Source organism: Marinococcus luteus, assembly GCF_900106595.1.
Lineage (GTDB): Bacteria > Bacillota > Bacilli > Bacillales > Marinococcaceae > Marinococcus > Marinococcus luteus.
In genome coordinates this window covers 179,898-200,452 of the sequence record NZ_FNNC01000004.1, presented here as the reverse complement: position 1 = coordinate 200,452, position 20,555 = coordinate 179,898, and the positions used below count along the sequence as shown (strand labels likewise).

Sequence of the window (20,555 nt, the reverse complement as noted above, 5' to 3'; positions counted from 1 at the left end):
AACACGAAACTGCTGGTCTCTGGGCCGGCAGTTTTTTGTTTCTCCTTCTTTAAAAAAGAAAAGTTACACCATAGATATTACATGCCAAGAGGGGTTGGGCACATGACTCAATTAAAAGAAAAACTGGCTATTCTGCCGGATCAGCCTGGCTGCTATTTAATGAAAAATAAACATGGCACCGTTATATATGTAGGCAAGGCAAAGGTATTGAAAAATCGAGTGAGGTCCTATTTTACAGGGTCTCACGACGGGAAAACCCAGCGGCTCGTAATGGAAATTACTGATTTTGAATATATTATGACGTCTTCCAACCTGGAAGCATTAATCCTTGAAATGAATTTGATTAAAAAGTACGAACCAAAATACAACGTGCTTCTTAAAGATGATAAATCCTACCCGTATATTAAAATCACCAATGAAGAGCATCCCCGTCTGATTATTACGAGAAAAATTAAAAAGGATGGCGGGAAATACTTCGGCCCGTACCCGAACGCCGGAGCGGCCAATGAAACGAAGAAGCTGCTTGATCAATTATACCCGCTGCGTAAATGCCGGACGATGCCTGACCGGGTCTGTTTGTATTACCATATCGGCCAGTGTCTGGCCCCGTGTGAATTTACGGTGACGAAAGATCAGTACGACGACATGATTCAGCAGATTGCACGGTTTTTAAGCAACGGCCACCATGAAATCCGGGCGGAGCTTCAAACTAAAATGGAAACTGCTTCTGAACAGCTGGAATTTGAACGTGCCAAAGAACTAAGGGATCAAATACAGCATATTGATTCCGTGATGGAAAAACAGAAAATGTCTGTGAAGGATCAGGTGAACCGTGATGTCTTTGCCTACAGCTATGACAAAGGCTGGATGTGTGTGCAGGTATTCTTTGTCAGGCAGGGGAAATTGATTGAAAGAGACGTTTCCCTTTTCCCAATGTATCAGGAGCCGGAGGAGGATTTTCTTACTTTCTTAGGCCAGTTCTACATGCAGGAACAGCATATGAAGCCATCGGAAATATTTATTCCGGGCTCAGTGGATGCGTCCATGGCTGAACAGTTTGTAAACGTGCGGGTTCAGCAGCCAAAGCGCGGCCAAAAAAGGGAGCTGCTTGATCTGGCAGAAAAAAATGCCCGGCAGGCGCTCAGCGATCGCTTTGCATTGATTGAACGGGATGAAGAACGGACGATAAAAGCGGTGGAACAGCTGGGTGAAGCGATGGGCATTGATACTCCTTACCGTATGGAGGCTTTCGACAACTCGAATATCCAGGGGACAGATCCGGTGGCGGCAATGGTTACTTTTGTGGACGGCAAGCCCTGGAAAAAAGGATATAGAAAGTATAAGGTCCGGGATGTAAAGGGCCCGGATGACTATGCGTCCATGCGTGAGGTTGTGCGCAGAAGGTACATCCGGCTCTTAAAAGACGAAGCGGCGCTGCCGGATCTGATTCTTATTGATGGCGGGAAAGGCCAGTTGAGTGCGGCCGTCAGCGTTATCGAGGATGAACTTGGCTTAAATATTCCGGTAGCGGGACTTGCCAAAGACGATAAGCACCGCACTTCGGAGCTCTTAATGGGAGAAGAAGCCGTCAGAGTTCCTCTTGAGCGGCACAGCTCCGCCTTTTACCTGCTGCAGCGTGTCCAGGATGAAGTGCACCGTTTTGCAATTACCTTTCACCGCCAGACGCGCGGAAAAACGATGTTTTCCTCTCTTCTGGACGATATCAATGGGATTGGACAGAAGCGCAAGCAGATGCTTTTAAAGCATTTTGGTTCCGTGAAAAAAATGAAGGAAGCATCCTTTGAGGATTTTAAACAGCTTTCGCTCCCGGATGATGTTATTACGGAGCTGATGAAAAAGCTGGAGGAAGATTCAACACTTTCGAAGTAAAAAAACGTTCGCTGAGTAGCCTCAGCGAACGTTTTGCTATGTGGTCTGGTGCAGGTTACTCCCATTTAATATGCATAGTCGTGGATTTTTTCTTTTCTTCTATGTAAGTTTCCGCGTATGTATCCTTCATCTGTGACCACTGCTCTGCCAAAAAACCGCCTTCTAAAGCTTTCGTGAACGAATTTTCTTTTTCGTAAACAGACAGTTCAGCAATGACGTCTTTTTTTCTTTCTTTTTTCCATACAATCTCTCCCCAGCCGGCATCACGGAAAAAATCAGCGACCTCTGCGGGGGCACTGCATGGATAGCGTCGGGCGAGCTGTTTGCCGGCCCAGTATAATATCGCATGCTCATCAGAGCCTAAAATATCAGGAAGAACATTTTTCCGAAGTAATTCATATCCGAAGGCAGCCGGTTTATTTGTTTCTTCTTCCATTTCCATCACCACTTTCTTCACCTAATATTATACATGCTGGAGTTGGAAATCTCTATAGATTCCCAAAATCATACATGATATACTAATGCACGATTATGACGGAGGGACCGATATGAAAAATATTTTTGCAGAAAAAATGACACCATTTCGCATGATCATCGGTGCCTACGTTTTTTCAATGCTGCTGTTCAGTTTACTGCTCTGGCTGCCGATTTCGCATCAGCCGGGGCATGAATTAACATATATAGAAGCTTTGTTCACCTCAGTATCCGCCGTGAGCGTAACAGGTCTGACAGTCATTCAGGTGTCTGACACCCTGAGCGCTGTTGGAATTGCGTTTTTAGCACTGGCGATGCAGGTGGGCGGCATTGGAATTATGTCTCTGGGCACATTCGTGTGGATGGTTTTTGGAAGAAAAATTAATTTATCCCAGCGGTTACTGATTATGGTGGACCAAAATCAGTATAAGTTTTCGGGGATGGTCAAGTTGATGAGAAACATATTGCTTCTGGCTTTAGGGATTGAAGCAATGGGTATGCTGATACTGGGTACATACTTTCTGCGTTATTTTGACTCGACGTGGGAAGCTTATTATCAGGGAGGCTTTGCCGCACTGAGTGCATTTACCAATGCCGGCTTTGATGTCACCGGGCAGTCGCTTATTCCATTTGCAGAAGACTACTATGTTTTGTTTGTTGTTATGACTTTGATTTTTGCCGGGGCCATTGGCTTTCCGGTTCTGATGGAGGTCAGGGAATATTTGACAAACAGAGAACGATTTAATTTCAGCCTGTTTACGAAAGTGACGACTACGACGTACTTTCTCGTGTTTGTGCTCGGTGCCGTCAGCATATGGGCGCTTGAATTCGGCTTTTATTATGATGGCATGGCCTGGCATCAGCAGTTTTTCTTTTCGATGTTTAACTCAGCGACCACAAGGAGTGCCGGGTTATCGGTAATGGATGTTTCGGCGTTTTCTCTCCCGACTCTTTTGCTGATGTCCGGATTGATGGTTATTGGGGCGAGTCCGTCGAGTGTCGGGGGAGGCATCCGGACGACGACACTTGCTGTAATGTTTTTAACGATTCGGAGCTTTGCGCTTGGACGCTCGGATGTAAAAGTATTTAACCGCCAAATTGACCCGGAGGACAAACAGCGGACATTTATTGTTATTTCCTTTTTCATTGTAGGTTTATTGGCTGCGATTACTTTAATCAGCGCATTCGAACGCGGCAATGCGGAAGTGGAATTAATTGATATTATTTTTGAAACAAGCTCGGCCTTTGGAACTTGTGGGCTTTCGACAGGGCTGACGGATGATTTTTCCACTCCGAGTCATGTACTGCTCATGTGCTTGATGTTTATCGGGCGGGTGGGAATACTCGTATTCTTATTCTCGGTGAAAAAGAAAGAAACGAAATCGCATTATAGATATCCAACAGAACGCATGATTATTGGATAGCCGGAGAAAGGAGTCTCCGGCTCTCTTTATTGCCGTGGAAATGAATCGTATAAAGGATGAATAATGTACATTTAAAATGCTGTATACGTTTTCTTGACGGGCAATTTTAGGGGGAGTACAATTAACGTAACGTTTCGTACAATTCCTTGAATATTTCTTTTCCATATTTTGACTAATTGGTTGTATCGTGCATGCATATGCATTTTGCAAAAAGGAAAAGAAACAGGAGACACGGCCTGCACACAAGTACATAGAAAACAGAAGGCTTTAATTCTGTTTATTGTACGGGCAATGGAAAGTTCAGCAGGGGGGTAATGGAGCCGGAAAAGAAAGCAAGCGGAAAAAACAGGATGGAGAGAATTTTTATGCTAATGGAGGAGGATGAATATGGCTTTAAATAAGGAATTTGCCGCCAGGAGGCTGCACTCGCTTCTTGGTATTATTCCAATTGGACTATTTTTGATGCAGCACTTCGTAATAAACCATTTCGCGACCAGGAGTGCTGAAGCGTTTAACGGAGCGGCTCACTTTATGGAAAATTTACCGTTTCGTATCTTTTTAGAAATGTTTCTCATTTATATTCCTATATTGTTTCACGGGATTTATGGACTTTTTATCGTATTTCAGGGTAAGGCAAATGCGAAGCGCTTCGGCTACTTTCGTAACTGGATGTACATTTTCCAGCGTATCACCGGGGTATTCCTGTTAGTGTTTATTACCTGGCACGTTTGGGACACATGGGTGCAGGCACAGTTTTTCGGTGCTGATGTAAACTATCAGATGATGGCTGATATCGTAGCGAACCCTTGGATGCTCGCATTTTACATCGTAGGTATACTGGCTGCTACATTCCACTTTTCAAACGGTTTATGGTCCTTTTTGGTTACATGGGGTATTACGGTTACACCAAAAGCCCAGCTGGCTGCAACATACTTCACTTTGGTCGTTTTCGTAGCAATGTCTGTGATTGGCCTTCGTGCTATTTTCGCATTCGTATAAGATCGGTTTTTAAATAAACTAAAGGAGTGAAACATCCGCATGAGTAATGGAAAAGTTATTGTCGTAGGCGGCGGACTGGCAGGACTGATGGCAACAATCAAGGCCGCTGAAGCAGGTTCTCAAGTGGACTTATTTTCAATTGTACCGGTAAAACGTTCTCACTCTGTTTGTGCTCAGGGCGGCATGAACGGCGCCGTCAATACAAAAGGGGAAGGCGACTCCCCGTGGGAGCACTTTGATGACACTGTATACGGGGGCGACTTTCTGGCAAACCAGCCTCCAGTGAAAGCTATGACAGAAGCGGCTCCGGGGATCATTCACCTGATGGACCGCATGGGCGTTATGTTCAACCGGACACCGGAAGGACTGCTCGACTTCCGCCGTTTCGGCGGCACCCAGTTTCACCGTACAGCTTACGCTGGAGCAACGACTGGCCAACAGCTGTTGTACGCGCTGGATGAGCAGGTTCGCCGTTATGAAGTAGAAGGACTTGTCAACAAATATGAGGGATGGGAATTTCTTTCGGCTATTCTGGATGAGGAACAAGCCTGTAAAGGGATTGCTGCCCAAAACCTGCGTTCAATGGAAATTGAAACATTCCGGGCTGACGCGATCATTATGGCTACAGGTGGTCCCGGCATCATTTTCGGTAAATCTACGAACTCCATGATCAACACCGGATTTGCGGCCTCTTCGCTTTATCTGCAGGGGGTCAATTATGCCAACGGTGAATTTATCCAGATCCACCCGACTGCAATTCCCGGCGATGATAAACTCCGGCTTATGAGTGAATCTGCGCGTGGGGAAGGCGGACGTATCTGGACATACAAAGATGGCAAGCCCTGGTACTTCCTTGAGGAAAAATACCCGGCCTACGGCAACCTGGTGCCGCGGGACATTGCCACGCGTGAAATCTTTGATGTCTGTGTTAACCAAAAACTGGGTATCAATGGGGAAAACATGGTTTACCTGGATCTTTCCCATAAAGATCCGCATGAGCTCGACGTAAAGCTTGGCGGAATTATGGAAATCTATGAAAAGTTCATGGGCGACGATCCGCGGAAGGTACCAATGAAAATCTTCCCTGCCGTACACTATTCGATGGGCGGCATGTGGGTTGACTATAACCAAATGACAAACATTCCGGGTATTTTCGCTGCCGGGGAGTGCGACTACACCCAGCACGGCGGTAACCGTCTCGGAGCAAACTCCCTGCTTTCCTCTATATACGGCGGGATGGTTGCCGGGCCGAACGCGGTGGAGTATGCCAACAGTCTGGAAAAATCAGCGGAAGATCTTTCTTCTTCGCTTTTTGAAACAAAGAAACAGGAAGAGCAGCAGGAGTTCGACAAAATTATGAACATGGACGGCACTGAGAATGCCTACGCACTTCATAACGAACTCGGTGAATGGATGACAAACAATATGACTGTGGTCCGGCAAAATGATAAGCTTCTCGAAACAGACGATAAACTCCAGGAGCTTCTCGAACGCTGGGAGAACATTAACATGCATGACAGCTCCAAATGGAATAATCATGCGGCAATGTTCACCCGTCAACTTAAAGGAATGATCCACCTGGCCCGCGTGATGACTCTGGGAGCTTATCACCGTAATGAAAGCCGGGGAGCTCACTATAAGCCGGAGTTTCCGGAGCGTAATGATGAAGACTTCCTGAAAACAACGAAGGCTCAGTACAATCCGCAGACCAATCATCCGGAATTTGAGTACGAAGAAGTTGACACCTCGCTGATCAAGCCGAGAAAACGGGATTATTCCCAAGGAAAAGCATCTTCTGAGAAGGGAGCAAGTAACTAATGAGTGATGCACAAGCGCAAGAAACGCGTAACGCAGAAAAAACCGACACCAAAAAAGTGAAGTTTATTATTACCCGGCAGGATGACCCGGACAGTCCTTCCTATGATCAGGAGTTTGAAGTTCCTTACAGAGAGAACATGAACGTCATTTCCGCACTGATGGAAATCCGCAGAAACCCTGTCGACAGCCAGGGCAACCAGGCCAATCCTGTCATCTGGGATATGAACTGTCTCGAGGAAGTATGCGGCGCATGTTCGATGATTGTTAACGGGACAGCACGTCAGTCCTGTACGGCCCTGATTGATCAGCTTGAACAGCCGATCCGTCTGGAGCCGATGAAGACATTCCCGGTCATGAGAGACCTTCAGGTGGACAGAAGCCGGATGTTTGATTCCCTGAAAAAGGTTAAAGCATGGATTCCAATTGACGGTACGTATGATCTTGGTCCCGGACCGAGAATGGCCGAAAATAAACGCCAGTGGTCGTATGAGCTCTCCAAATGTATGACGTGCGGCGTGTGTCTCGAGGCCTGCCCGAACGTAAACGATGACTCTTCGTTCATCGGTCCAGCGGCTATTTCCCAGGTTCGCCTGTTCAACTCCCATCCGACAGGGGAAATGAACAAATCCGAACGTCTGGAAGCCTTGATGGGTGAAGGCGGGATCAGCGGCTGCAGTAACGCCCAAAACTGTGTGGAAGTATGTCCGAAGGGAATTCCTTTAACAACCTCCATTGCTGCCATGAACCGTGAAACAAATATCCAGTCGTTTAAAAACTTTTTTGGCGGCGGGAACTAATTGATAAAAAGGCAGCCTGCGGGCTGTCTTTTTATTTATGTCATATGAAAATTATAGACACGCCGTGCCCGGCAAAAAGGCGGAAAAGCCTGGCGGTTGTCTGAAGGAGGCGGCCACTGCGTCTATTCTTGTTTCCCGTAAATCAGAGTGGTACAATGTAACAGTATTTACATACTGAAACCGCTGATAAAGCAGTGCACCGTATGCTCTGGATTTATAGAGCAGTTCGCAGTTGCGACTTTATTAAGGGTGAAGTACAATATAAAAAGCCTGCTTTCGAGAAAAGTGCACATGGTGCGCATTTCTTATTGAAAGCGATCTATATTGAAAAGGGGTATGAATCATGCAGGAAAAAACATTTACTATTACAAACGAAACAGGAATTCACGCGCGTCCAGCGACGCAGCTCGTAAACAAAGCCGGCCAGTTTTCTTCAGATATTTCTTTAGAATATAACGGCAAATCGGTAAACCTTAAATCCATCATGGGTGTTATGTCCCTTGGTGTTGGAAAAGGCTCCGAAGTCACGGTTAAAATTGAAGGTAACGACGAAGAAGAAGCCATGGAAGCAGTGGATCAGGTAATTAAAGAAGGGCTCGGAGAATAATGAGTGCCAGCCTGACCGGAATTGCTGCCTCAAAAGGAATAGCGATTGCAAAAGCTTTTCTTTTGGAACAACCGGAATTGGATGTAAGTAAACAACCGGTGGATAACGCCCAGGACGAAATTGCAAGATTTAAAGAAGCAGTCCAGGAGTCCAAGCAGGAACTTCAGGTTATTAAAGAAAAAACACTTCAGGACATCGGAGAAGATCAGGCTGAGATTTTCTCTGCACATCTGCTCGTGCTGGAAGACCCTGAGATTATGGACGGCGTCTCCAGTAAAATTACAGAGGAAAGTGCCAATGCAGAATATGCTCTCAGTGAAGTAGCGAACATGTATGTAGATATGTTTGAGAACATGGATAATGAATACATGAAAGAGCGTGCTGCAGATATCCGGGACGTGTCAAAGCGTGTACTCATGCATTTGTTTGGTCTCGAAAACACCAGTCTGGCAACGATTGATCAGGAAGTAGTCGTTATTGCTGACGATCTGACTCCGTCGGATACTGCTCAATTGAATGAATATGTGCGGGGGTTTGCTACAGACATCGGCGGGCGTACTTCCCACTCTGCGATTATGGCCAGATCGATGGAAATTCCGGCTGTAGTGGGAACGAAAGAAGCAACGGGCACGATTAATCAGGACGATCTTTTGATTGTTGACGGCCTCGAGGGCCGGGTAATCGTCAACCCGAGCGACGATGAAGTGCAGGAGTATAAAGAAAAGCTCGAGCAGTTTAACCGCCAGAAAGAAGAGTGGGCGAAGTTCGTCAACGAACCGACAAAAACAGAAGACGGGCACACGGTGGAATTAGCAGCTAATATCGGCACCCCGAATGATCTCGACGGTGTTTTATCCAACGGCGCTGAAGGTATCGGTTTGTACCGGACAGAGTTTTTGTATATGGGACGAAATGAACTTCCTTCCGAAGAAGAGCAGTTTGAAGCTTATAAAGAAGTGCTTGAGCGTATGGAGGGAAAGCCAGTCGTTATACGTACACTTGATATCGGCGGTGACAAAGAGCTCCCTTATCTGGATCTGCCAAAAGAAATGAATCCATTTCTCGGTTTTCGTGCGATCCGGCTCTGCCTTGAAGAGAAGGATATGTTCCGGACGCAGCTCCGCGCTCTGCTGCGGGCCAGTTCTTATGGGAAATTAAAAATTATGTTCCCAATGGTGGCAACAGTAGAAGAAGTGCGTGAGGCAAAATCGATGCTTGCAGAAGCTAAGAAAGAGCTGCAGGATGAAAACATCGAAGTCTCCGATGATATTGAAGTGGGTATTATGGTAGAAATTCCTTCCACAGCAGCAGCAGCAGAAATTTTTGCTAAAGAAGTGGATTTCTTCAGTATTGGCACAAACGATTTGATCCAATACACTCTCGCTGCAGACCGAATGAGTGAAAAAGTAGCTCATTTGTATCAGCCTTATCACCCGGCGATCCTTCGTTTAGTTAAAAATGTGATCGATGCTGCTCATAAAGAAGGCAAGTGGGCAGGCATGTGCGGCGAAATGGCCGGCGAGCCTGTAGCGGTCCCTCTTCTTTTAGGGCTCGGGTTGGATGAATTCAGCATGAGTGCGACCTCAGTACTTCCGGCAAGAACCCAGCTCCGTTCGTTGAAAAAAACGGACGCAGAGGGCCTTGTAGAAGAAGCAATGAAATGTTCTACAGCAGATGAAATTGCTGAACTTGTTGAAAGCAGAGGCTTTGTCATTCAATAAGCTGAAATCAGGAAAACGAAAAGCCTGGAACCGTTGGTAGGTTCCAGGCTTTTTCGTGGGTGATGAAACGTGCATTTTCTTGTATACTGAAAAAGTTGACGTTCCTCAGCTGAAAAAGCTTTTGAGCCGACATTATAAAATTGTCAGCATTTCCGGTGCCGCCCGGCAGGTATCAGAAAGCCTGTATGATTCCAGGCCGGATAACACAGATCTGAAAATGGAGAGAAGCAAACATGGAACAACCTATTGGCGTTATTGATTCAGGTCTTGGGGGCCTGACTGTTGCCCGTGAAATTTTAAGGCAGCTGCCTAAAGAAGAAATGATATACATAGGTGATACTGCCAGGTGTCCATACGGGCCCCGGCCGATTGAGGAAGTAAGGGAGTTTACCTGGCAGATGATTGCGCGGCTGCAGACTGAAAATATTAAAATGCTCGTGATTGCCTGCAATACAGCAACGGCTGTAGTGCTTGAGGAAGTAAAACAAGCATTGGATATTCCAGTTGTGGGTGTGATTACGCCCGGTGCTATATCCGCGTTGAAGGTGACCAAAACAGATCAGGTGGCCGTGATCGGCACAAGCGGCACCATTCAAAGCGGTGCCTATGAGCGGGCGTTAAAATCTATTAATGAAGATGTGGAAATTACGTCACTTGCATGTGTGCCCTTCGTGCCGCTCGTAGAGCAGGGGCAATGCGAAGGCAGAGCCGTTCTCGATATTGTAAAGCAGACGCTCCTGCCATTAAAACAAGATTCATACGATACGCTGATTTTAGGCTGTACTCATTACCCGCTGCTCGAGGATGCAATACAGGAGGCAGTTGGACCGGATATTCAGCTGATCTCCTCCGGTGATGAAACAGCCAGGGAAGTAAGCACGCTGCTTAATTATCATGAAACGTTAAATACTGGAGAAACTCCCCCGGTTCACAGGTTTTACACTACCGGACCCGAAAAAGAATTTCGGAGCATAGCAAACCAATGGATGGATCAGCAAATAAATCAGGTGGTATCTATTCAACTTGATACTGACGACCGGTTTGCTGGAAGTGAAGAGAAAGGAAGATTGCATGAATCGATTGGACGGAAGGGAATGGAATGAACTTCGTTCTATTCAAATTGAAACTGATTATTTAAAGCATCCGGAGGGTTCGGTACTGATATCCTTCGGGGAGACAAAAGTAATTTGCACAGCGAGTATTGAAGAGCGGGTCCCGCCTTTTATGCGCGGGGAAAAGAGAGGATGGATCGCAGCTGAATATTCGATGCTTCCAAGAGCGACCGAAACCCGTAATATTCGGGAAGCGGCCCGGGGCAAGCTTACCGGAAGGACGATGGAAATACAGCGGTTAATCGGGCGGGCTCTCCGGGCGGTAGTGGACCTGAAGCTTCTCGGAGAACGAACCGTCTGGATTGACTGCGACGTAATCCAGGCAGACGGGGGAACGCGTACGGCTTCAGTGACAGGAGCTTTTATTGCTCTCGCTATGGCTGTGCAGTCTTACCATGAGCAGGGGAAATTTAAAGGCTTTCCTATCACAGATTACTTAGCAGCGGTTTCCGTAGGCCTTAATGCTGACCAGGAAACTATCCTCGACCTTGCCTATGCAGAAGATTCGCAGGCAAATGTGGATATGAATGTAGTAATGACTGGAAAAGGCGAGTATGTAGAAGTACAGGGCACAGGCGAAGAAGCCTCGTACACAAGAGGGCAGCTTAATAGTATGCTCGACTCTGCAGAGGCGGGGATGCATGAAATCATTCAGCTTCAAAAGCAGGTTATCGGGCCTGCGGCAGCGTCTATTCAGGAGAACTTTTCAGATGACGACAGCGGAAGGGTGTTGTAATGAAAACGGTAGTGATAGCTACGAAGAACCCAGGAAAAGTAAAAGAGTTTGAACACATGTTTGGCAGTGAGTATAAAGTGGAATCGTTACTGGAGAAAAATATTGATGATATTCCAGAAACCGGCACCACCTTTGAAGAAAATGCCATTATTAAAGCAGAGGCTGTAAGAGATCAACTCAACTGCACGGTGGTTGCAGACGATTCTGGTCTGGAGATTGATGCCTTAGACGGGCGCCCGGGTGTTTACTCCGCACGTTTTGCGGGGGAAGAAAAAGATGATGAAGCGAATATAGAGAAAGTGTTACATGAAATGGAGCAGGTATCCCGTACCGGTCGCAGTGCCCGTTTTGTGTGTGTACTGGCTGTGGCATTTCCGGACGGCAGCGTGCATACATTTACGGGAACATGTGAAGGGGAAATAGCAGAAGCGAAAGCTGGGGATAACGGCTTCGGCTACGATCCTGTGTTTTATCTGCCGGACTACGGGAAAACGATGGCAGAGCTGACTGCAGAAGAAAAGCACCGCATCAGCCATCGGGGCAAGGCGCTTGAAAAGCTGCGCGTTCAGGGACAAAATCTTCTGCAGGAAGACTGACAATAATTTTTACGAATCATAGAGAGCTGGAGGCAGAATTAATGGACATTTTAGTGGTAAGCGACAATCATGGAAGTGAAGAAGTATTAAGGCAGGTGCTTGACCGTCATCAGGGAGGGGTGAGTGCTGTACTGCATTGCGGAGATTCGGAAGCCTCGCCGGATAATAAGCTGTTAAACAATGTGCATATCGTCCAGGGCAATGTGGACAGCCCGGGGAACTTTCCGGATGAATTAACAGTGAATGTAGGCCATATTAAAACGTACCTTACCCATGGACACTTGTACCAGGTGAAAACGTCTTATGCTTCGCTCTTTTCCAAGGCTGAGCAGATCAACGCGGATCTGGTTTGTTCCGGTCATACTCATGTGGCGGGAGCCTTTGAAGAGGATGGGACGATTTTTGTGAATCCAGGAAGCCTGCTTCTGCCGCAGGAGCGACCTGAGCAGACATATGCTATCGTAAATGTCTCTAACCAGGGCCAGTCGATCAACGTCCATTTCTATGAAAGAGAGTCAGGCAGCGAGCTTCTTGATCTTTCGCAAAGCTTTCCGTTTCCAGAGGGAGAATAAAATCCCTCCGGAAACCTTTATTGACTTTTATGAAAAAATATTTTAACATAATGAATGTCGCAAAAAACAGATGTCCCAGTAGCTCAGCTGGATAGAGCAACAGCCTTCTAAGCTGTAGGCCGCAGGTTCGAGTCCTGCCTGGGACACCATTTCCTAATTAATAATATGTTCAGAGACAGAAGAGGACCTCCTTTTCTGTCTCTTTTTTATTTATTTCCGGCAGCGAGAAAAGGAGCCGGAGAAAATGCATCAGGGTGCTTTTTCTCCGGCTTTAGAGAAAAAAGTGTCAGGTTATGTTCCGCGATGGTGGACAATAGAGCTTATATTTGATGTAGAAGTATAAATTATCTAAAAAGTTTATACAAAATGGTTGACCATAAACTGTATTCGGCGTAATATATACGTCAAACGTTAAAAATGTATTCAGAGAAAGAACATTTGCCTTTTGAGGGTGTACACGTTACCCTGTTCATTAAGAGGGCAGACGATAGATTGAAGGGACGCAGAGGTGATAGCAGTGGCGGAACAATGGATATTTTTGGACGGAGAGTTCGTCAAAAAGGAAGATGCTAAAATATCCGTATATGATCATGGTTTTTTATACGGTGACGGTGTCTTCGAAGGCATTCGCGTATATAACGGAAATATTTACAAACTGGATGAACACCTCTTGCGTTTATACCACTCTGCGAAATCGATTATGCTTGATATCCCTCAATCAAAAGAAGATATGACGGAAATTATCAGGCAGACGCTGCAGAAAAATAAACTTGAAGATGCTTATATCCGGCTTGTTGTTTCAAGAGGTGTGGGGAATCTTGGCCTGGATCCAGCATCGTGTGCAAACCCTTCTATTATAGTTATTGCAGAGGAGCTTGCAATCTATCCGAAAGAATTTTACGAGCACGGTCTTGAAATTGTGACAGTTGCTACCCGGCGGAACCGGCCGGATGTGTTAAGTCCGAAAGTGAAATCATTAAATTATTTAAATAATATACTGGTGAAGATGGAAGCGAGCCTTGCAGGGGTCAGTGAAGCGTTAATGCTTAACGACCAGGGCTATGTGGCGGAGGGCTCCGCAGATAATATCTTTATTATTAGAAACGGTGTGCTGATGACACCGCCAGGGTACATTGGTGCTTTGGAAGGCATCACCCGGCAGGCGATTCTGGAAATGGCTGAAGACATGGGTTATGACGTGCGCGAAGAAGCGTTTACGAGACATGATGTCTATACCGCAGAAGAAGTTTTTCTGACCGGCACAGCTGCAGAAGTTATTGCCGTTGTAAAGGTAGACGGAAGAGTAATCGGCAATGGCCAGCCGGGAGAAGAGACAAACCGGCTTCTGCGTGCGTTCAGGCAAAAGGTAGTGGAAGACGGAGTAAAAGTTTATTCAGACAATTCACGCATAGAGATTGGCTAATTGCCTGATTAGATGTACAATGTAATTAAATATTATTGATAAATCGACGACAGGGACCAGTAAATAATGGATTTTCCTTCACAGAGAGCTGCCGTGGCTGAAAGAGCAGCAGGAAATCGTATTGAACTCCCCCTTGAGAGCTTTCCTGAACCTGAGTAAGGAAGGCCGGATGCCGGCACGGCCTCCGTTATGGGAAACCGAACCGGAAAAACGGTTCTTAAGGCAATAAGCGTGAGCTTATTGTAAAAAAGGGTGGTACCGTGAAAAGCATACGTCTTTTCGCCCCTTTAGAGCAGCAGCAGCTGTCTATTGGAGGTGAAAGGGCGTTTTTTATTATCCGGAGAGGTCCTTTTTAAGGGTGGCGGCATTGACGAACGTATTGAGAAAAAAAGTGATTTGAGTATAAAAGGAGGAGCGAGTATGAACACAAGAGTGAGAGAAGTAAAAGGGCGCGAATTGAAAGACGAAAACCAGGAAATGAGTGGCTCAAGCATGCTGATCCAGGCTTTGGCCCGGGAAAATGTAGACACCATTTTTGGCTATCCCGGCGGAGCCATTCTTCCAACGTACGATGAAATCTACCGTACTGGTATTCGTCATATCCTCTCCCGGCATGAGCAGGGCGCTATTCATGCAGCAGAGGGGTACGCAAGAGTTTCAGGGAAGCCCGGTGTGTGTGTAGTGACTTCAGGCCCCGGAGCTACAAATGTGGTAACCGGCATTGCCGACGCCATGATTGACTCTCTCCCTCTTGTGGTGGTGACCGGCCAGGTGGCAACATCGGTGATCGGTACGGATGCTTTTCAGGAAGCGGATATCCTGGGTATTACGATGCCGATCACTAAGCATAATTTCCAGGCACGGACGGTGGAGGATCTTCCGAGAATTATCCGGGAAGCCTTCCATATTGCCACTACCGGACGTCCGGGGCCAGTCGTAATTGACCTTCCCAAAGACGTATCCATTGCCTCCGGGATGTTTCATTACGATGATGAGCCCAATCTCCCCGGGTATCAGCCGACGTACACACCGAACAAGCTTCAGATCCGCAAGCTTGCTGAAGCGGTGACGAAAGCGAAGCGTCCGGTTATTCTGTCGGGAGCAGGCATTCTGCATGCCGGCGCTTCCCCGGAACTGCTTGAATTTGTCGAACAGCAGCAGATCCCGGTCGCTTCTACGCTTCTTGGGCTTGGCGGGTTTCCCGGTTCTCATGAACTGGCGCTCGGCATGGCGGGTATGCACGGGACGTATGCAGCCAATATGGCTCTTCACGAAGCCGACCTGCTTATCAATATAGGCGCCCGCTTCGACGACCGTGTCACCGGCAATTTGGAGCACTTTGCCCCGCAGGCAACAGTTGCCCATATTGACGTTGATCCGGCAGAAATCGGTAAAATCATCGAAACACAGATTCCGGTAGTAGGCGATGCCAAAGAAGCATTGCGCCTGTTAAATGAAGTGAATCCGAAGCCGGGCGAAAGCGTGCGCTGGAGAATGAAAGTGGACGAATGGCAGCAGGAATTCCCGCTCTGGTACAAGGAAGGCTCTGAGTATATTAAACCGCAGAAGCTTACAGAGCTTGTGTACGAAAAAACCAATGGCGAAGCAATTATTACGACGGACGTCGGCCAGCATCAAATGTGGGCTGCCCAGTACTACAAATTTGACCATCCGAATGCCTGGGTAACAAGCGGCGGTCTTGGAACGATGGGCTTCGGTTTTCCGGCCGCTATCGGTGCCCAGTTCGCTGAGCCGGACCGTCAGGTGGTGGCTATTCTTGGAGATGCCGGCTTCCAGATGACGATGCAGGAGCTTTCCATCCTGCAGGAGTTGAATCTGCCGGTGAAGGTACTTCTGGTCAACAACGCCTCGCTCGGCATGGTCCGCCAATGGCAGCAGCTCTTCTATGAAGAGCGGTATTCCAACTCCCTGTTTCCAATTCAGCCGGATTTCGTGAAAATGGCGGAAGCGTATGACATTAAAGGATATAAAATTACCGACGAAAATGAAGTGGCGGGAGTGCTTGAAGAAGCATTCAACTACAACGGCCCGGTGCTTATCGACTGCAGAGTACACGAAGAAGAAAACGTGTATCCGATGATCGCTCCCGGGCAGGGGCACCATCAAATGGAAGGAGTGAAACCATGAGGCGGACCATTACAGCGACAGTAAACAATACAACAGGAGTGATGAACCGCATTACGGGTTTGTTTGCCCGCCGTCATTTTAATATCGAAAGCATTACGGTTGGAATGACGGAAAACCCGGAAGTGTCGAGGATGACATTTGTGGTGAATGTGAGCGACCAGCGGGGGCTCGACCAGGTCATCAAGCAGCTGAATAAGCAGGTGGATGTATTAAAAGTCCGTGATATTACCGATGAAGCGATTGTATCCAGAGAACTTGCAATGATTAAAGTCATGACAGTCTCCGGCCAGCGTGGAGAAATATCGGATTTAATTGCCCCGTTCCGGGCCACAGTTATCGATGTGGGCAGAGAAAGCGTCACGATTCAGGTAACCGGAGACACGCCGAAAGTGGAAGCACTCATCGATCTGTTAAGGCCTTACGGCATTAAAGAAATGGCCCGCACGGGTGTAACGGCCTTTCAACGGGCAACGAAAAAAAGCAGTGATCAAACCAGGTATTCCATTATTAATTAATGAGTATTCATAAAAGGAGAGGTTCCAGCAATGGCAAAGGTATTTTATAACAACGATGTAAATGAGGCAGCACTTCAGGAGAAAACAGTAGCGATCGTAGGGTATGGCTCACAGGGGCACGCTCACGCACAAAACCTCCGGGAAAGCGGTGTTCACGTTATCATCGGGCTCCGCAAAGGAAAGTCGTGGGACAAGGCTTCGGAAGATGGATTTGAAGTATATTCAGTAAAAGAAGCGTCGGCGAAAGCAGACGTCATCATGATCCTGCTTCCGGATGAGTATCAGCCGACGATTTACACAGAAGAGATCAAGCCGGAGCTTAAAGCTGGAAAAGCGATTGCGTTTGCGCACGGTTTCAATATTCATTTCAGCCAGGTTCTCCCACCGGAAGATGTGGACGTATTCATGGTGGCACCGAAAGGGCCGGGACATATTGTTCGCCGGACATTTGAACAGGGAGCCGGAGTGCCTGCCCTGTATGCTGTTTACCAGGATGCAAGCGGAAATGCTACAGACTCTGCGCTTGCTTATGCAAAACAAATCGGTGCGGGACGTGCCGGAATTCTGGAAACGTCGTTCCAGGAAGAAACAGAAACTGACCTTTTCGGAGAGCAGGCTGTTCTTTGCGGCGGAACGTCCGCGCTCGTTAAAGCCGGATTCGAAACGCTTGTTGAAGCCGGATATCAGCCGGAAATTGCATACTTCGAGTGCCTGCACGAGCTGAAACTGATCGTTGATTTGATGTATGAAGGCGGCCTTGAAGGCATGCGCCATTCCATTTCAGACACAGCCCAGTGGGGAGATTTTCAGGCTGGACCGCGCATCGTAACGGAAGATACTAAACAGGCTATGAAAGGCATTCTGACCGATATTCAAACTGGCCGTTTTGCCAAAGGATGGATCGCAGAAAATCAGGCGAACCGTCCAGAGTTCAACGCTACCAATGCCCGTGAAAGAAATCATCTCGTTGAGCAGGTAGGCCGCGAACTCCGCGAAATGATGCCGTTTGTTAACCCAAATTCCAAGGGAGTGTAATGCTGTGAAAAACATTAACGTTTTCGATACGACGCTTCGAGATGGAGAGCAGACGCCGGGCGTCAACCTGAACTTTGAAGAAAAGCTTCAAATTGCGAAACAGCTCGAACGTCTGGGTGTTGATATTATTGAAGCGGGATTTCCAGCCGCTTCTAAAGGCGATCTTCGTTCTGTGAAGGAAATTGCGGATACTGTCAAAAACAGTTCAGTAACCGGGTTGTCCCGGGCACTGACTTCTGATATCGATGCCTGCTGGGAAGCGTTAAAAGGAGGGGCAGAGCCAAGGATCCACGTATTTTTGGCTACATCCCCCATCCATCGCGAGCATAAGCTCCACATGACCCAGGAACAGGTGATTGAGACAGCAGTTAATGCGGTACGCTATGCAAAAGAGCGTTTTGCCAAAGTCCAGTTTTCTGCAGAGGATGCCTGCCGGACAGAGCTTCCGTTCCTGGCGGAAGTTGTCGAAGCAGTCATTGATGCCGGAGCAGACGTAGTAAACCTGCCGGACACGGTCGGATTTATTATGCCGGAGGAGATTCGCAGCATGTTCCGCTATATAAAAAACGAAGTGCCGAACGCAGATAAAGCTGTACTATCTGCGCATTGTCATGACGATCTCGGCATGGCGACTGCTAATTCGCTGGCAGCTGTAGAAGGCGGAGCAGAGCAGGTGGAATGTACGATTAATGCTGTCGGGGAACGTGCCGGCAATGCTTCGTTGGAAGAAATTGCTGTAGCTCTTCATATCCGGAATGATTTTTACGGAAAATCCACCAATATTACGCTGAACGAAATTAAACGGACAAGCAGCCTTGTCAGTTCACTGATGGGGATGCAGGTTCCAAACAATAAGGCCGTCGTCGGCGACAACGCATTTGCCCATGAATCCGGGATTCATCAGGACGGCGTGCTGAAAGAAACATCCACGTATGAAATTATTACGCCGGAGCTCGTCGGTGTGGAAGCCAACCGGATGGTACTCGGCAAACTTTCCGGGCGTCATGCTTTTAAAGAAAAGATTATTTCTCTCGGCTATAATGCGACCGAAGAAGAGATTAAGAAAGTATTTAAATCATTCAAAGAGCTTGCAGATAAGAAAAAAGAAATTACCAATGAGGATATTTTTGCTTTAATGGCCGATGAAAAAGCCGGCGATGCAATGAAATATTATTCTCTTGAGACACTGCAGGTGACGTACGGCACCTCAAATATCCCGACAGCGACGGTTACGTTGCTCGATCAGGCAGGAGAGCGTATCGAACAAGCAGGTACTGGTTCAGGCAGTGTAGAGGCCCTTTACAACACGCTTGAAAAAATTGTAGGTGAAGGCTTTACGCTCCATGATTACCGTATCCAGTCCACTACCGGCGGCCGGGACGCGCTGGCAGAAGTATTTGTCCGGATGGCATTTGACGACACGGAATCCAGTGGACGTGGGACAGATAACGATGTGCTGGAAGCTTCCGCAAAAGCGTATATTAACGCCGTAAACCGTGTATTAAACCAGCGTCGTGCAGAAAACCAGCCTAAAGTAGCAAATATATCCACGCCATAAAATAATTACTGAAGCAGCGGACAAGGGAGAGATCGAAATGGAAAAAAAGATTGCGATCCTGCCCGGTGACGGTATCGGACGGGAAGTAGTAGAGGCAGCAGCACAGGTACTGAAGCAGATTGAAGCATCGTTTGACCATTCATTCACATTTGAATATGCAGATATTGGTGGAGGAGCAGTGGATGATTACGATGATCCCCTCCCTGCTCACACGCTCGATATTTGTAAAAGAAGCGATGCCATTCTGCTCGGTGCAGTCGGAGGCCCGGCGTGGGACCACCTTCCGGGAGAGAAGCGTCCAGAAAAAGGACTGCTCCGCATTCGGAAAGAGTTAGGACTGTTTGCCAATCTGCGCCCGGTCCGCAGTTTCAAAAGTTTGCTGCACAGTTCACCCCTGCGTGAAGAAGTGATCGACGGAGTCGATGTAATGATTGTCCGGGAATTGACCGGAGGTCTTTATTTTGGGGAGCCGAGAGAGCGCCGGACTATCGACGGTGAAGAAGCGGCGGTGGACACATTAGTTTATAAAAAATCAGAAATCCGTAGAATTGTTCAGCAGGCCTTTGAAATTGCCCGTTTACGCACGCAAAAAGTAATATCAGTCGACAAAGCAAACGTTCTTGAATCAAGCCGCCTATGGCGGGAGACAGCGGAAGAAACAGCCAAAGACTACCCGGATGTGGAGCTTGAGCATATGCTCGTAGATAACGCAGCCATGCAGATTATGTACGATCCGAAAAAGCTGGACGTTATCGTCACAGAAAATATGTTCGGGGATATTTTAAGCGATGAAGCGTCGATGCTGACAGGATCGCTCGGTATGCTGCCTTCTGCGAGCATGGGCAGTGAAAAGCCCGCTTTGTATGAGCCGGTCCATGGCTCGGCTCCTGACATCGCCGGGCAGGGGACAGCGAATCCCCTGGCCACGATTGCTTCGAGTGCAATGATGCTGAAATATTCCTTTGGACTCCAGCGGGAATCAGATGTAGTGGAGGAAGCTATTGAACAGGTGCTCTCAGAAGGGCTGCTTCCGGCAGACTTAAGCAGGGATAAAACATCTGCTGCTTCAACGGAAGAAGTCACAAAAGCCGTATGCACTCATATTGCACGGCTGGCAGGAAAATAATAAA

Annotated in this window: 18 protein-coding genes, 1 tRNA gene and 1 other annotated feature; of the genes, 18 read left to right on the top strand and 1 reads right to left on the bottom strand. The window is 47.4% G+C overall.

The genetic code is table 11. From position 1 onward, the window contains the following. Positions 1-102: 102 nt before the first annotated feature. Entirely contained in the window at positions 103-1,890 is a 1,788-nt protein-coding gene (gene uvrC / locus BLV22_RS10225; RefSeq protein ID WP_091614772.1) for an excinuclease ABC subunit UvrC, read from the top strand. A 55-nt stretch (positions 1,891-1,945) separates the two neighbouring features. Here uvrC and BLV22_RS10220 read toward each other — a convergent pair whose 3' ends face one another. Continuing rightward, on the bottom strand, positions 1,946-2,332 hold the full coding sequence (locus BLV22_RS10220) for a DUF2507 domain-containing protein (RefSeq protein ID WP_091614770.1): 387 nt from the start codon (positions 2,330-2,332) through the stop codon (positions 1,946-1,948). Between the two features lie 106 nt (positions 2,333-2,438). Here BLV22_RS10220 and BLV22_RS10215 point away from each other — a divergent pair, with 106 nt between their 5' ends. The 17 genes from BLV22_RS10215 to leuB all read left to right on the top strand — a co-directional run bounded on the left by BLV22_RS10215 (position 2,439) and on the right by leuB (position 20,551). Then, positions 2,439-3,788, top strand: a complete 1,350-nt coding sequence (locus BLV22_RS10215) for a TrkH family potassium uptake protein (protein WP_091614768.1) — start codon at positions 2,439-2,441, stop codon at positions 3,786-3,788. A gap of 387 nt (positions 3,789-4,175) precedes the next feature. Then, complete coding sequence (locus BLV22_RS10210; protein ID WP_091614765.1) at positions 4,176-4,787, top strand: succinate dehydrogenase cytochrome b558 subunit; 612 nt, start codon at positions 4,176-4,178, stop codon at positions 4,785-4,787. Between the two features lie 39 nt (positions 4,788-4,826). Next, a complete protein-coding gene (gene sdhA, locus BLV22_RS10205; protein WP_091614761.1) occupies positions 4,827-6,605 on the top strand; it encodes a succinate dehydrogenase flavoprotein subunit in 1,779 nt (592 codons plus the stop codon). Further along, the gene (gene sdhB, locus BLV22_RS10200; protein ID WP_091614759.1) at positions 6,605-7,402 is read left to right on the top strand and encodes a succinate dehydrogenase iron-sulfur subunit; all 798 of its coding nucleotides are present in this window, start codon (positions 6,605-6,607) and stop codon (positions 7,400-7,402) included. Before sdhA ends, sdhB begins: the two co-directional genes overlap by 1 nt. Before the next feature lie 343 nt (positions 7,403-7,745). Then, positions 7,746-8,009: a phosphocarrier protein HPr gene (locus tag BLV22_RS10195; protein WP_022793139.1), complete on the top strand. Its 264-nt coding sequence runs from the start codon at positions 7,746-7,748 to the stop codon at positions 8,007-8,009. After that, positions 8,009-9,730 carry a phosphoenolpyruvate--protein phosphotransferase gene (gene ptsP, locus BLV22_RS10190; protein ID WP_091614757.1) on the top strand — a complete coding sequence of 574 codons (1,722 nt, stop codon included), beginning with the start codon at positions 8,009-8,011 and terminating at the stop codon, positions 9,728-9,730. Before BLV22_RS10195 ends, ptsP begins: the two co-directional genes overlap by 1 nt. 233 nt (positions 9,731-9,963) lie before the next feature. Beyond that, positions 9,964-10,833 (top strand): glutamate racemase, encoded by an 870-nt coding sequence (gene racE, locus BLV22_RS10180; protein WP_091614751.1) that lies wholly within the window; start codon positions 9,964-9,966, stop codon positions 10,831-10,833. Next, complete coding sequence (gene rph, locus BLV22_RS10175; RefSeq protein ID WP_091614748.1) at positions 10,802-11,578, top strand: ribonuclease PH; 777 nt, start codon at positions 10,802-10,804, stop codon at positions 11,576-11,578. Before racE ends, rph begins: the two co-directional genes overlap by 32 nt. Beyond that, positions 11,578-12,174, top strand: coding sequence for an XTP/dITP diphosphatase (locus BLV22_RS10170; protein WP_091614745.1), 597 nt, complete (start codon positions 11,578-11,580; stop codon positions 12,172-12,174). The genes rph and BLV22_RS10170 overlap by 1 nt, the downstream gene beginning before the upstream one ends. Positions 12,175-12,215: 41 nt before the next feature. After that, entirely contained in the window at positions 12,216-12,746 is a 531-nt protein-coding gene (locus BLV22_RS10165; RefSeq protein WP_091614743.1) for a metallophosphoesterase, read from the top strand. Between the two features lie 72 nt (positions 12,747-12,818). Further along, a tRNA-Arg gene (locus BLV22_RS10160) sits at positions 12,819-12,895 on the top strand. A 368-nt stretch (positions 12,896-13,263) separates the two neighbouring features. Next, positions 13,264-14,169 (top strand): branched-chain-amino-acid transaminase, encoded by a 906-nt coding sequence (gene ilvE / locus BLV22_RS10155; protein WP_091614741.1) that lies wholly within the window; start codon positions 13,264-13,266, stop codon positions 14,167-14,169. A gap of 37 nt (positions 14,170-14,206) precedes the next feature. Then, positions 14,207-14,459 (top strand) — a binding site (T-box leader). A gap of 130 nt (positions 14,460-14,589) precedes the next feature. Beyond that, the gene (ilvB, locus tag BLV22_RS10150) at positions 14,590-16,317 is read left to right on the top strand and encodes an acetolactate synthase large subunit (protein WP_091614951.1); all 1,728 of its coding nucleotides are present in this window, start codon (positions 14,590-14,592) and stop codon (positions 16,315-16,317) included. After that, positions 16,314-16,832 carry an acetolactate synthase small subunit gene (gene ilvN / locus BLV22_RS10145; protein WP_091614738.1) on the top strand — a complete coding sequence of 173 codons (519 nt, stop codon included), beginning with the start codon at positions 16,314-16,316 and terminating at the stop codon, positions 16,830-16,832. The genes ilvB and ilvN overlap by 4 nt, the downstream gene beginning before the upstream one ends. Positions 16,833-16,862: 30 nt before the next feature. Then, positions 16,863-17,867, top strand: a complete 1,005-nt coding sequence (gene ilvC, locus BLV22_RS10140) for a ketol-acid reductoisomerase (protein ID WP_091614735.1) — start codon at positions 16,863-16,865, stop codon at positions 17,865-17,867. Between the two features lie 4 nt (positions 17,868-17,871). Beyond that, positions 17,872-19,425, top strand: coding sequence for a 2-isopropylmalate synthase (locus BLV22_RS10135; protein WP_091614733.1), 1,554 nt, complete (start codon positions 17,872-17,874; stop codon positions 19,423-19,425). Between the two features lie 37 nt (positions 19,426-19,462). Continuing rightward, positions 19,463-20,551 carry a 3-isopropylmalate dehydrogenase gene (leuB, locus tag BLV22_RS10130; protein WP_091614730.1) on the top strand — a complete coding sequence of 363 codons (1,089 nt, stop codon included), beginning with the start codon at positions 19,463-19,465 and terminating at the stop codon, positions 20,549-20,551. The last annotated feature ends 4 nt before the right edge of the window (positions 20,552-20,555 follow it).